Origin of the sequence: Domibacillus indicus (genome assembly GCF_023715895.1) — a bacterium.
Taxonomy (GTDB): Bacteria; Bacillota; Bacilli; order Bacillales; family Domibacillaceae; genus Domibacillus; species Domibacillus indicus_A.
Map to the genome: position 1 here is coordinate 1 of NZ_JAMBOO010000004.1, position 13,398 is coordinate 13,398.

Sequence of the window (13,398 nt, forward strand, 5' to 3'; positions counted from 1 at the left end):
AATGCTGGCAACTAAGATCAAGGGTTGCGCTCGTTGCGGGACTTAACCCAACATCTCACGACACGAGCTGACGACAACCATGCACCACCTGTCACCGCTGCCCCCGAAGGGGAAGATCTGTCTCCAGACCGGTCAGCGGGATGTCAAGACCTGGTAAGGTTCTTCGCGTTGCTTCGAATTAAACCACATGCTCCACCGCTTGTGCGGGCCCCCGTCAATTCCTTTGAGTTTCAGCCTTGCGGCCGTACTCCCCAGGCGGAGTGCTTAATGCGTTAGCTGCAGCACTGAGGGGCGGAAACCCCCCAACACTTAGCACTCATCGTTTACGGCGTGGACTACCAGGGTATCTAATCCTGTTCGCTCCCCACGCTTTCGCGCCTCAGCGTCAGTTACAGACCAAAGAGCCGCCTTCGCCACTGGTGTTCCTCCACATCTCTACGCATTTCACCGCTACACGTGGAATTCCGCTCTTCTCTTCTGCACTCAAGCCTTCCAGTTTCCAATGACCCTCCCCGGTTGAGCCGGGGGCTTTCACATCAGACTTAAAAGGCCGCCTGCGCGCGCTTTACGCCCAATAATTCCGGACAACGCTTGCCACCTACGTATTACCGCGGCTGCTGGCACGTAGTTAGCCGTGGCTTTCTGGCCAGGTACCGTCAAGGTACGGGCAGTTACTCCCGTACTTGTTCTTCCCTGACAACAGAGTTTTACGATCCGAAAACCTTCTTCACTCACGCGGCGTTGCTCCGTCAGACTTTCGTCCATTGCGGAAGATTCCCTACTGCTGCCTCCCGTAGGAGTCTGGGCCGTGTCTCAGTCCCAGTGTGGCCGATCACCCTCTCAGGTCGGCTACGCATCGTCGCCTTGGTGAGCCGTTACCTCACCAACTAGCTAATGCGCCGCGGGTCCATCTGTAAGTGACAGCCGAAGCCGCCTTTCAATCAAGAGCCATGCAGCTCTTGATATTATCCGGTATTAGCCCCGGTTTCCCGGAGTTATCCCAGTCTTACAGGCAGGTTACCCACGTGTTACTCACCCGTCCGCCGCTAACTTGAACAGAGCAAGCTCCGTCAAGTCCGCTCGACTTGCATGTATTAGGCACGCCGCCAGCGTTCGTCCTGAGCCAGGATCAAACTCTCCAAAAAGTGTTTGACTTGCTCATTTGTTCCCACTAAAACACGGGGTGTTTTTAATGGGAGATAAAAATTTAAAACGTTGACGTTTTTATTGATTTTGTTCAGTTTTCAATGTTCAATTTGCTTTGTTTTTGCCGTCACCATCTGGCGACTTAAATAATATATCATGTATAAAAACAAAGAGCAAGCTTTTTTATAAAAAAACAGCCTTTTTTTCATGGCTGTTTTTTTAATCTCTTGTTTCAATGTATAAATCTCTTCTTTGAACCAAATCAATAATGTCTTCATTCGGAAGTTGAATCATCGGTCTTGTTTTATTCCCAGGCGGCACAAAAATGACTTTGCCCTTGCTGCCATCTGATAACGTCACCTGCATATCTTGTGAAACCTCGGCTGTCAGCGAAAACAATACTTCTGTAATCGACAGATCAAACTGGCCAAACAAATCCTGCTGGATAATTTCAACTGCTTTAAATACAGACTGCCTGCCTTTAAATAATCGATCTGTTGTTAAAGCATGAAAGGTATCAGACAGTCCTACTATTTGTGAAAGTATATGCACTGATTTTCCTTTCGTACCTGCCGGATAACCAGATCCGTCCATCCGCTCGTGATGCTGATAAACAGCCAGCTTTGCTTCCGGTTTGAGAAGTTTTAAGTCTTTCACCATTTTGTAGCTGACCACTGGATGATTTTGAATCTCTTTGTATTCACCCTCTGTCAGGGCCGTTTTTTTTGTTAATAAGGAGGTTGTTATTTTTGACATCCCGCAGTCAGCTAAAAACCCGGCTAATGCTGCCTGAACAATCAATCCTCTATCGTAATGGAGTTTTTGGGCAATCAGTCCACTCAGCAGGCTGACGGCCAATGTATGGTGATAAAGATACTCGTCTTTTTTAGAGTATGATGAGACTTTTTCGAGTTCCCCCGGATGTTCTAACATGTATTCAAGTATAGGCAGGATGATTGTACGTATTCGGGCAATATCTACATTCATCCCTGACTGCCACCGCTGAAATTCTTCTTTTACACTTTTTAATGTCTTAAAATAAAGCTGCTCTATCCGATCTGCAGCCGGCAGTACACGATTGAATGAATCTGAAGAATGCAGCACCGCCTCTGGCTGCTCTTCCTTTACTAGTACATCAATGGATCTTATAGAAAAAGCGTGCAAAAAACGAATATGCTGATCTGTTAAAATCGTTCCAGCCGCAATGATGGGATTGGCCGTCGCAGCCATGACGGCTTCTTTCACCTGGTATCCGGGCTTGGTGTCTTCAACTTTTATGTACATTCTCTGCCTCCTCTTGCATCTTTGTACCTAATTATAAGAAAAATCACAGCCAAATGATAGACAAAAAAGCACAGGTATTTTGAAATACCTGTGCCGTGTTTTTATTCTTCTATTTCTTCTTCTTCTTCTTCGAGCGGTTCTTCTTCTTTTTCTACTTTTGCTACGGTTGCCACTGTTTCATTTTCACCAAGGCGGATCAGCTTAACCCCCTGCGTGTTTCGGCCAGTAATGGAAATGCTGGCAATATCCATCCGGATCATGACGCCGCCCATGGTCATAAGCATCAGGTCTTCTTCACCTGTAACCGTCTTGACTGCGATGAGTGTCCCGTTCTTGCCGGTAATATTCAGCGTTTTAAGCCCTTTTCCGCCACGTGTTTGAATGCGGTATTCAGATTCAGGCGTTAATTTGCCGTATCCATTTTCGGTAACAATTAAAATATAATCATTTTCTTCTACGAGTTCCATTCCAACCGCGTAATCTCCATCAGATAAGGTAATGCCTTTTACCCCTGTTGATGTGCGTCCCATGGAACGGACATTGTCTTCCGGGAAACGGATCAGCATGCCATCGCGTGTTCCCATTACAATATGTTTTTCACCATTTGTAAGCCGCACGGAAATGAGCTCGTCTTCCTCCCGGATATTCAAGGCGATCAAGCCGTTTGTCCGAATATTCGCGTAATCCATTAATGGTGTCCGCTTTACAATTCCCTGCTTCGTTGCAAAGAACAGGAACGAATCCTCTGTGAATTCTTCGACAAACAGCATCGAATTCACCCACTCATCCTGCTCGACACCAAGCAGATTCACAAGCGGAATTCCTTTTGCCGTCCGGCTGAATTCTGGAATCTGATAGCCTTTTAATCGATACACTTTCCCTTTGTTTGTAAAGAACAGAATCGTATCATGGGTTGAGGTTGTCAGAAGCTGCTCAACAAAATCATTTTCATTTGTTCCCATACCTTGAATACCGCGGCCTCCGCGGCGCTGGCTCCGGTAAGTCGAGATTGGCTGACGTTTAATATATCCTTTATGGGTTAATGTAATAATAACTTTTTCAACCGGAATTAAATCTTCATCCAGCAAATCACCAGGCGCTCCATCAGTAATTTCTGTCCGGCGTTTGTCGGCGTACCGGTCTTTAATTTCAGTCAGCTCTTCACGGATAATTTGAAGAATTTTTTCCTCGTCCGCTAAAATCGCTCTTAATTCTTTAATCACTGCAAGAAGGTTTTGATATTCTTCTTCGATTTTTTCACGCTCAAGGCCGGTCAAGCGCTGCAAACGCATATCTAAGATGGCTTGAGCTTGTTTCTCAGATAAACCAAACTGCTCCATCAAGCCTTCGCGGGCAGCCTCTGTTGTCTGCGAGCCGCGAATCAATGCGATAATGCGATCTATGTGATCTAAAGCAATACGAAGACCCTCTAAAATGTGTGCGCGTGCTTCGGCTTTATTTAATTCAAATTGCGTACGCCGGCGGATAATCTCCTGCTGATGCGCTAAGTAATGCTTTAAGCACTCTTTTAAGCTGAGTACTTTTGGATGGCCGTCTACAAGCGCCAGCATGTTAATACCGAAGCTTGTCTGCATGGCTGTGTATTTATATAAATTATTTAATACAACGCTCGCATTGGCATCACGGCGAATTTCCATTACAATTCGCATACCCTCACGATCTGATTCATCGCGAAGATCGGTAATGCCGTCGATTTTCTTTTCACGGACAAGCTCCGCAATACGTTCAATGAGCTTTGCTTTGTTTACTTGGTACGGGATTTCTGTCACGATAATCGTTTCTTTACCGTTTGCTTTTTCTTCAATTTCCGTACGGGCACGCAAAATAATCGAACCGCGGCCTGTTTCATAGGCACGGCGGATGCCGCTGCGGCCCATTAAAATACCTGCTGTTGGAAAATCAGGTCCTTGAATAAATTCCATTAAGTCCAGAACAGACATATCCGGGTTTTTGCTGACAGCAAGCAGCGCATCAATGACTTCTCCAAGGTGGTGAGGCGGAATGTTGGTTGCCATACCGACCGCAATACCGGAAGCACCGTTTACAAGCAGGTTCGGAAAACGGGCCGGTAACACAACGGGCTCACGCTCAGAACCATCGTAGTTGTCTTTGTAATCAATGGTGTCTTTGTTTAAATCACGTGTGATCTCCATGGCAATTTTGGACATGCGGGCTTCTGTATACCGCATCGCCGCAGCCGCATCGCCGTCAACTGAACCGAAGTTTCCATGTCCATCAACCAGCATGTGGCGGTAATTAAAGTCCTGCGCCATCCGTACCATCGTTTCGTATACAGCTGAATCCCCGTGCGGGTGATATTTACCGATAACGTCACCGACGATCCGGGCAGACTTCTTATACGCTTTATCGGCTGTCATGCCGAGATCATTCATCGCATACAAAATACGGCGGTGCACCGGCTTTAAGCCATCGCGCACGTCCGGAAGCGCCCGGGATACGATAACGCTCATCGCATAATCAAGAAACGATGAACGCATTTCCTGGCTTATATTAATCTCTTTTACGTTCGAGTGTGGCGTATCAGCCATGAAAAAGCCTCCTTTTAAGAAAAGTACAAGGCGCCCATTTATCGGTGACAAGCATGGGATAAGCCTGTCCTTGCCGCCCATATTCAATGAGCTTTCAGCCGATTGGCGCCTGGAACTTAGGTGTTATTAAAAAGCGGGAGCGCCCGCGGCTTACGGGCGCTTTTTAAACTTATATATCAAGATTTTTAACGTAGCGTGCGTTGTCCTGAATGAAATTACGGCGCGGTTCTACTTTATCGCCCATTAAAATTTCAAATGTTTCATCGGCTTCCATCGCATCTGTCAGGGTTACCTGAAGCAGTGTACGTGTGGATGGATCCATGGTCGTTTCCCATAGCTGCGCCGGATTCATTTCTCCAAGACCTTTATAACGCTGCAAACTCGGTTTTGCATTTGCCGGGATGTCTTTCATGATTTCATCCAGCTCGTGGTCGTTGTATGCGTAACTGATATTTTTGCCCTGCTGTACTTTGTAAAGCGGCGGCTGGGCAATATAAACATACCCCGCTTCAATAAGCGGACGCATGTAGCGGAAAAAGAATGTTAACAACAGCGTGCGGATATGGGCGCCATCCACGTCCGCATCCGTCATGATAACCAATTTGTGATAACGTGCTTTTTCCAAGTCAAACTCTTCGCTGATCCCTGTTCCGAGTGCTGTAATCATTGCCCGCACTTCATTGTTTGACAAAATTTTATCAAGACGCGCTTTTTCAACGTTCAGGATTTTTCCGCGCAGCGGCAGGATAGCCTGGAAGTGGCGGTCACGCCCCTGCTTGGCTGAACCGCCGGCAGAGTCTCCTTCTACGATATACAATTCGCTGATTTTCGGATCGCGTGATGAGCAGTCAGCCAGTTTACCAGGAAGGCTGGATACCTCGAGCGCACTTTTGCGCCGCGTCAGCTCCCGCGCTTTTTTCGCAGCCATTCTTGCCCGGGCTGCCATCATGCCTTTTTCAACAATTTTCCGAGCCGTATTCGGGTTTTCAAGCATAAATGTTTCAAAACGGCCGGCAAAGACGTTGTCTGTCACCGTTCTCGCTTCTGAGTTGCCAAGCTTTGTTTTCGTTTGACCTTCAAACTGTGGATCCGGATGTTTCACGGAAATAATGGCCGTTAAACCTTCACGGACATCTTCTCCTGTTAAATTGGCATCAACGTCTTTTGCGAGGCCATTTTTCCGGGCATAGTCGTTGATTACACGTGTTAAAGCGGTTTTAAAGCCAGATTCATGCGTTCCGCCTTCGTGCGTGCTGATATTGTTGGCGAATGAATAAATGTTGCTTGTATAGCCGTCGTTGTATTGAAGAGCTACTTCAACTTGAATTCCTTCACGCTCACCCTCCATAAAGATCGCTTCTTCATGAAGCACTTCTTTGGAACGGTTTAAATGCTCAACGTATGATTTAATACCGCCTTCGTAATGATACTCATTTTTCTTGCTTTCTCCACGTTTGTCTTCGAGCGTAATTTTAATACCGCGGTTTAAGAAAGCAAGTTCACGAAGCCGTTGAGCAAGCGTATCGTAGTCATACACGAGTGTTTCTGTAAAAATCTCACTGTCTGGACGGAAGTGAATGTGTGTGCCGGTAACATCTGTTTCGCCTACTACCTTCAAATCTCCCTGCGGCACACCGCGTTTAAATGCTTGGTAATGAATCTTTCCGTCACGGTGTACATATACTTCTAGAAGTGTAGAAAGTGCGTTTACAACAGAAGCACCAACACCATGAAGTCCGCCGGATACTTTATAGCCGCCGCCGCCAAATTTACCTCCGGCATGCAGGACGGTTAAAATTACTTCTACCGCCGGGCGTCCCATTTTTTCATGAATCCCAACCGGAATGCCGCGCCCATTGTCTTTTACAGTAATACTGTTGTCTTCTTCTATGATGACGTTGATTTCATCGCAATACCCGGCCAGTGCTTCGTCGATACTGTTATCAACGATTTCCCAGACGAGATGATGAAGTCCTTTTACACTTGTTGAACCAATATACATACCAGGACGTTTTCGGACAGCTTCAAGTCCTTCGAGCACCTGTATTTGATTTTCATCATAGGAAGGTGTCGTATTTTGCGGGTCCATAGTCAAATCCAGTCACCTTCTCTTTCGGTAAAATAATCTTACTTTATTTTGGTTACTGCCCCAGCGGTAACGCTGTAGGCAGAGGCGGCATTTAACGTGTCATGCTCAATGCCGTCCGTGTTTGTTGTTGTAACAAACGTTTGCACTTTTCCGTGAATCGTATTCAGCAGATGTGACTGGCGGTAATCGTCAAGCTCAGATAGCACATCATCCAGCAGCAAAATCGGGTATTCACCAATTTCCGATTGAATCAGCTCAATTTCAGCAAGCTTTACAGCAAGCGCCGTTGTCCGCTGCTGCCCTTGCGATCCAAACGTTTGAATATTTTTTCCGTTCACATAAAAAAGGAGATCGTCGCGATGCGGACCGGTTAATGTCACACCCCGGTCTACTTCTCTCGTCCGGCTTCTCTGGAAAAGATCCAGCAAAGCCGACCTTATTTGCTCGTCACTCTGCTCCTCTTTTATCCCAGCGGCCGGCTCATATATAATGGCCAGCTCTTCAACTCCTCTTGAAATACCGGCATGAAGCGGACCAGCCCATTTTTGAAGCAGATGAATAAACTCAAAGCGCTTTTTTGTTACTTTTACCGCCAGCTCAACAAGCTGTTCAGTTAAAACCTCAAGCATCGTCAAGTCAGATGCTTTTTTCGTCTGCAGCTGTTTTAAATAATGATTCCGCTGCTGCAGCACTTTATGATAAAGGCTTAAGTCATGCAGATACACAGGCGATACTTGACCGATTTCCATGTCAATAAACCGCCTTCTTACCTGCGGACTGCCTTTTACTAATGTTAAATCTTCCGGGGCAAACATCACGACATTCATGTTGCCGATGTACTGGCTGAGACGCGTCTGCTCCAAGTGGTTAACCCTGGCTTTTTTGCCTTTTTTGGAGATCAGAAGCTCAATCGGGAGCGATTGGTGCTTTTTCTGCACTCTTCCCTTTATTTTAGCATACTCCGCTTCCCAGCGAATTAAATCTTTATCATTCGAAGTCCGGTGCGATTTAGCCATAGCCAGCACGTAAATGGATTCGATGATATTGGTTTTCCCTTGGGCATTTTCGCCAATGATGACATTTACAGTATTATCAAATTCAACGAGGAGTGATTCATAATTTCGGTAATTCTCTAAAGCCAGTTGTTCAATGTGCATGCAAAAACACCTTTCGACGGCCCTTAATCACTTTCTTCCTCTGTTCCAAATCCTACTTCATATACGCCATCTCCAGGAATCTCCACTTCATCCCCTTCATACAGCTTTCTTCCTCTTCGGTCATCAAGCTCTCCGTTAACGTATACTTCGTGTTCACTTAGATACCATTTTGCCTGGCCGCCAGTTTGAATAATGCCAGCCAGTTTCAGAAATTGGCCAAGGGTGATAAATTCCTCGTTTTCAGCTTTTTTTGTCATCATAATGTGGTTTCCTCCGTAAACATCTTAGTACTTTATTTTAACATAAATACAAAAAAAGCGGCGCAAATATGCCCCGCTTTTCCGGAGTTTGAATTAATACGTTCGCACCGGCAGGATCAACTGAAGTGTTGAATCATCATGAAGCGGACGAATCACAAATGGACGCATTGCGCCTGTAAATTGAATTTCAATTTCATTCCCCTCAATTGCTTTGAGTGCATCCATCATATATTTTGCGCTGAATGAGATTTTCAATTCCTCTCCTTCAGACGACAAGCTGTTTACTTGCTCGGTTACTTTTCCGATCTCTGGTGAGTTCGATGAAATCTCAACCGTCCCGCCGTCCTCGCTGCTCATTTTCACGACGTTGTTCCGCCCTTCCCGCGCTAAGAGAGAAGCACGGTCTACCGCTTGCAGATATTCTTTTGTATTTAAATCAATTTTTGTTTTGTATTCATCAGGAATCAAGCGGGTTGTGTCAGGATAGTTGCCGTCAAGCAGCCGCGAGAAAAACAAAACATGCTTTGAACGGAACAATACTTGGTTTTCTGTCATGACGATTTCAACCGGCTCATTTGTGTCATCTAAAATTTTGCTTAATTCCGTCAAGCTTTTTCCAGGAATCACGACGTTGTATTCTCCTGATGGAAGCCCTTCTGCCGCTGTTTTACGAAGAGCCAGACGATGGCTGTCCGTAGCGGTGCAAATAAGCGTGCCATTTTCAATTTTCCAGTTTACACCCGTTAAAATTGGACGCGTTTCTGAAGTAGATACAGCAAATACCGTTTGCCGGATCAATGTTTTAACAAGATCAGCCGGCAGCTTAAAAACATTCTCGTCATCGATTTGCGGCAAATGCGGATATTCATCTGCGTCCTGGCCGTTCAAGCTGAATTCCGCGTGCCCTGAACGAATGATCGTTTGAAAAGAAGCAGATGTTTCAAATTCGATCGTCGAAGCCGGCAGCTTGCGGACAATCTCATTGAAAAAACGGGCATTTAAAACCACGCCCCCTGTTTGCTCGATCGAAGCAATGGATACATCCCCTTCTTCACTTGGAATAAACGATTCAATGGAAATATCGGAGTCGCTTCCCGTTAAGGTGATCCCCTCATCTGACGCATGAATTTTAATACCGGTCAAAATGGGAATAGTTGTTCTTGAGCTTACTGCCTTTAAAACATCTTGTACGCCAGCAGCAAGCCGGTCTTTTTGTATCGAAAATTTCATGGGGATCCCTCCGAAATTATTTTGATATAGCAATTCACGTAACTGTGAATTTAGTATTTTTATATTAAAAAAATAATAGACGTAGTAGTAGGCGCTGTTGATTTGTGGATAAGTATGCAAAAACGAAGAAATAACAGCCTATCCACATGTGGACAGACTGTTGATGAGCGCCCTTTTTTATTCACAATTTATTAAGCTTTTAAAATGGTGATAATTTCATTTATTTTTTGAGCGGCAGCAGGATCTGTTTCCATGAGCTTTGAAATTTTCTCATGGGCATGAATAACGGTCGTGTGATCACGTCCTCCAAACTCCTCGCCAATTTTAGGCAGTGAAAAATCCGTTAATTCGCGTGACAAATACATGGCTACCTGTCTTGGAAAAGCAACCGATTTTGTCCGCTTCCTGGCTGTAAAATCCTCCAGGCGGATGCCGTACTGCTCCCCGACTACCCGCTGAATATCCGGAATGGTCACGGATTTCGGACGAGCCCCCGGAATAATATCTTTTAAAGCATCTGCTGCTACTGTCGCGTTCACTTCTTTGTTGATTAAAGAAGAGTAAGCAACGACCCGGATCAATGCGCCTTCAAGCTCACGAATATTCGTATCAATTTGATTGGCGATATACAGCATCACTTCATTTGGCACATCAAGGTTTTCAGCGCGGGCTTTTTTGCGCAAAATGGCAATCCGCGTTTCAAGGTCCGGCGGTGTAATGTCTGTAATAAGCCCCCACTCGAACCGGGAACGAAGTCGATCTTCAAGAGTCGGGATTTCTTTTGGCGGCCGGTCGCTGGAAATGATAATCTGCTTGCTTTCTTCATGCAGCGTATTAAATGTGTGGAAAAATTCTTCCTGTGTTTGTTCTTTTCCGGCTAAGAACTGAATATCATCAATAAGCAGGACGTCCACATTGCGGTATTTATTACGGAACTCCACCGCTTTATTGTCTCGAATGGAATTAATGAATTCGTTCGTAAACTTCTCCGAGGACAGATACACCACTTTAGCGTCGGGATTATGCTCAAGTACGTAATGCCCGATTGCATGCATTAAGTGTGTTTTGCCCAATCCTACTCCCCCGTAAATAAACAGTGGATTATACGCTTTGGCCGGTGCTTCTGCTACTGCAAGAGAAGCTGCATGGGCAAACCGGTTGCCGGATCCGATGACAAACGTGTCGAATGTATATTTTGGATTCAGCATACTTTGGATGGTTGATTCCCCGCTTGGCTTTGGCGGTGGAGCCGGCTGTTCAGCCCGATGCGAAGGCGGTACATATGATTCCATGTCGTGAACATCTGGCGAAATAAAGTAAACATCAAGCTTTTCGCCTGTTAATTCATCAATAATTTCGGACGTTAAATGCGTATAATGCCCCTCAAGCCAATCACGATTAAAAAAGTTAGGTGCCGCTATTACAATAGCGTCTCCGTGAAGTGAATGCGCTTTGGTTGACTTCACCCACGTTTCGTAGCTTGGCTTGCTAATTCGAGCCTGGATACGCTCCAGCACTTTATTCCATAAATCATCGATGTTCTCCATTGGCCCCTCCTTACTGACTGTCAGTGCAGTTTGTTTAATGTTTGTACAACCCATTTAGTTGAGAATTCATAATTATGCATGACAATGTTTGTGAGTAAATATATAATAAGATAAAACTAGTTTTTCGACAAAATCTACAGGTTGTGGATAAAAATAAAAACACCCTGTTTATTGTTTTTCCACATATTATCCACAGCTGTGGATAGATAATATGTCGAATTTAGTTATCCAGAGTGAAAACAAAATAATAATAGCAGAAAAAATGAGACTCTGCAATCACTTCAATGAATTATCCACAGGCTTTTTCTGCTTGTGAAAATGTTTGTCCACAGGGTGAGGACTTGTGAAAGAACCATCGAAGAAGTTGTGGATAATCGAAAATGCCGTCGATTGCTGTCCACAGATGGAAAATGGGGCAAGATATGATGCTTTTTGTATAACCTGCATTCCTCATCAAAAAGACAGTAAAATAATTTGGATCTTTGAGGCTTTTAAAAGGTGGTTGACAGGATGGACTCTGGTCCTTATAATTAACAAAGACTGTTTTGAAAATATGAATTCGAAAACCTCAGGGAGGTGTTTTAATATGAAAAGAACGTACCAGCCTAACAAACGTAAAAGAAGCAAAGTTCATGGTTTCCGTGCACGCATGAGTTCTAAAAACGGCCGCCGTGTTTTAGCAAGCCGCCGTGCTAAAGGCAGAAAAGTACTATCTGCATAAGACCACTGACCATTTCAGTGGTCTTTTTTTAGGATTGCTAGAAATGGTCCGCAAAGGCGGCGTGGCAGAAAGCTGTCAAGTCCGCCTTTGTTCTATATGAATGAAAAGCCGGCAGGTGGCATAAATGAAAAAATCATTCCGCATCAAAAAAAACAATGATTTTCAAACGGTCTTCAGCAAAGGGAAGTCGTTCGCAAATCGCCAGTTTGTTGTATATATGTATAAAAAAGAGCAGAATGTTCCGTTCCGGATCGGCTTGTCTGTCAGCAAAAAGCTGGGCAATGCTGTGATGCGCAACCGCATTAAGCGCTGCATCAGACAGAGCTTTACGGAATTAAAAGAAGAAATTCAGCCTGGCTGGGATTTTATTATCATTGCCCGTAAGCCGGCAGTGGACATGTCCTGCGCAGAAATAAAAACAAGCTTAATACATGTACTGAAACTGGCGCGAGCGCTTCAGCGAAAATAATCCAAATGAATAAGCAGGAATTCAGCCAATGACAGGGGGAGCAACCGCTTGAAGAAAAGAACGCTTTCATTCTTGATCGTGGCTCTTTTTTCCGTCCTGCTGGCAGGATGTACGGAAGTAAATCAAGAAATTACAGCAGAAAGTGAAGGATTCTGGAATGAATACGTCATTTATCCGCTCTCACAATTTATTACCGCTACATCTGACCTCGTAGGCGGCTACGGTCTTGGTATTATCGTTGTTACGATCATTATTCGGATCATTATTTTGCCGCTTATGATTAAGCAGACAAAAAGTGCTAAAGCGATGCAGGAGATTCAGCCTGAAATTAAGAAAATTCAAGAAAAATACAAATCAAAAGATGCGCAGACACAGCAAAAGCTACAGCAGGAAACGATGGCGCTGTTCCAGAAGCATGGGGTAAACCCGCTGGCTGGATGTTTCCCAATTTTAGTGCAAATGCCGATCATCATTGGGCTTTATCAAGCCATTATGCGGACGGGCGAAATTAAAAACCACACTTTTTTATGGTTCGATCTAGGCTCGCCGGATATTATTTTATCTGTTTTAGCTGGTGTTTTTACTTTTTTCCAGCAAAAATTAATGATGGCAGGACCTGCAAGTGATAATCCGCAAATGAAAATGATGCTGTACTTAATGCCGATCATGATCATCGTGTTTGGGATTACGCTGCCGTCGGCACTTGCTTTGTATTGGGTAGTCGGCAGTATTTTTATGATTATTCAAACGTTAATTATTGGCAGGAACAAGCCGGTTCAGGATGCTGGCCTTTAATAATGAGTAGAAGAAAAGACATTGCGATGTTAGCAATGTCTTTTTTTTGTGTAGAAAAAGGGTTATCTTTCCATACATAAACGTGCTTTTAAAGAAAAAAGTTATCAACATGTGGATGAACATATACCTT

General features: G+C 44.7%; 10 protein-coding genes and 1 rRNA gene. 3 read left to right on the plus strand and 8 right to left on the minus strand.

The genetic code is table 11. The features are described 5' to 3' along the window. The 8 genes from M3221_RS08910 to dnaA all read right to left on the minus strand — a co-directional run. Window positions 1–1,145 (minus strand): 16S ribosomal RNA (locus M3221_RS08910); the annotation flags it as partial. 220 nt (window positions 1,146–1,365) lie between these two features. Then, window positions 1,366–2,430 (minus strand): HD-GYP domain-containing protein, encoded by a 1,065-nt coding sequence (locus M3221_RS08915; RefSeq protein ID WP_251271135.1) that lies wholly within the window; start codon window positions 2,428–2,430, stop codon window positions 1,366–1,368. Between the two features lie 101 nt (window positions 2,431–2,531). Continuing rightward, window positions 2,532–5,000, minus strand: coding sequence for a DNA gyrase subunit A (gene gyrA, locus M3221_RS08920; RefSeq protein ID WP_251271138.1), 2,469 nt, complete (start codon window positions 4,998–5,000; stop codon window positions 2,532–2,534). Window positions 5,001–5,169: 169 nt separating this feature from the next. Then, window positions 5,170–7,089: a DNA topoisomerase (ATP-hydrolyzing) subunit B gene (gene gyrB, locus M3221_RS08925; protein WP_251271748.1), complete on the minus strand. Its 1,920-nt coding sequence runs from the start codon at window positions 7,087–7,089 to the stop codon at window positions 5,170–5,172. A gap of 38 nt (window positions 7,090–7,127) precedes the next feature. Beyond that, complete coding sequence (gene recF, locus M3221_RS08930; protein ID WP_251271140.1) at window positions 7,128–8,246, minus strand: DNA replication/repair protein RecF; 1,119 nt, start codon at window positions 8,244–8,246, stop codon at window positions 7,128–7,130. Window positions 8,247–8,269: 23 nt separating this feature from the next. Continuing rightward, window positions 8,270–8,506 carry a S4 domain-containing protein YaaA gene (yaaA, locus tag M3221_RS08935; protein WP_050180215.1) on the minus strand — a complete coding sequence of 79 codons (237 nt, stop codon included), beginning with the start codon at window positions 8,504–8,506 and terminating at the stop codon, window positions 8,270–8,272. A 93-nt stretch (window positions 8,507–8,599) separates the two neighbouring features. Then, the gene (gene dnaN / locus M3221_RS08940; protein WP_251271141.1) at window positions 8,600–9,736 is read right to left on the minus strand and encodes a DNA polymerase III subunit beta; all 1,137 of its coding nucleotides are present in this window, start codon (window positions 9,734–9,736) and stop codon (window positions 8,600–8,602) included. Between the two features lie 191 nt (window positions 9,737–9,927). Beyond that, window positions 9,928–11,283, minus strand: coding sequence for a chromosomal replication initiator protein DnaA (gene dnaA, locus M3221_RS08945; protein ID WP_242232475.1), 1,356 nt, complete (start codon window positions 11,281–11,283; stop codon window positions 9,928–9,930). Between the two features lie 586 nt (window positions 11,284–11,869). Here dnaA and rpmH point away from each other — a divergent pair. The 3 genes from rpmH (at window position 11,870) to spoIIIJ (ending at window position 13,268) form a co-directional block, all read left to right on the plus strand. Continuing rightward, complete coding sequence (gene rpmH, locus M3221_RS08950; protein WP_046180646.1) at window positions 11,870–12,004, plus strand: 50S ribosomal protein L34; 135 nt, start codon at window positions 11,870–11,872, stop codon at window positions 12,002–12,004. 124 nt (window positions 12,005–12,128) lie between these two features. Next, window positions 12,129–12,473, plus strand: coding sequence for a ribonuclease P protein component (gene rnpA / locus M3221_RS08955; protein WP_251271143.1), 345 nt, complete (start codon window positions 12,129–12,131; stop codon window positions 12,471–12,473). Window positions 12,474–12,521: 48 nt separating this feature from the next. Continuing rightward, on the plus strand, window positions 12,522–13,268 hold the full coding sequence (gene spoIIIJ, locus M3221_RS08960; protein ID WP_242232477.1) for a YidC family membrane integrase SpoIIIJ: 747 nt from the start codon (window positions 12,522–12,524) through the stop codon (window positions 13,266–13,268). Window positions 13,269–13,398: the final 130 nt, after the last annotated feature.

What these genes read in the sequence shown, in the direction of transcription:
- rpmH (WP_046180646.1), top strand. Translation starts at nt 11,870, where the DNA reads ATGAAAAGAACGTACCAGCCTAACAAACGTAAAAGAAGCAAAGTTCAT.
- dnaA (WP_242232475.1), bottom strand. Translation starts at nt 11,283, where the DNA reads ATGGAGAACATCGATGATTTATGGAATAAAGTGCTGGAGCGTATCCAG.
- dnaN (WP_251271141.1), bottom strand. Translation starts at nt 9,736, where the DNA reads ATGAAATTTTCGATACAAAAAGACCGGCTTGCTGCTGGCGTACAAGAT.
- M3221_RS08915 (WP_251271135.1), bottom strand. Translation starts at nt 2,430, where the DNA reads ATGTACATAAAAGTTGAAGACACCAAGCCCGGATACCAGGTGAAAGAA.
- gyrA (WP_251271138.1), bottom strand. Translation starts at nt 5,000, where the DNA reads ATGGCTGATACGCCACACTCGAACGTAAAAGAGATTAATATAAGCCAG.
- rnpA (WP_251271143.1), top strand. Translation starts at nt 12,129, where the DNA reads ATGAAAAAATCATTCCGCATCAAAAAAAACAATGATTTTCAAACGGTC.
- yaaA (WP_050180215.1), bottom strand. Translation starts at nt 8,506, where the DNA reads ATGATGACAAAAAAAGCTGAAAACGAGGAATTTATCACCCTTGGCCAA.
- gyrB (WP_251271748.1), bottom strand. Translation starts at nt 7,089, where the DNA reads ATGGACCCGCAAAATACGACACCTTCCTATGATGAAAATCAAATACAG.
- recF (WP_251271140.1), bottom strand. Translation starts at nt 8,246, where the DNA reads ATGCACATTGAACAACTGGCTTTAGAGAATTACCGAAATTATGAATCA.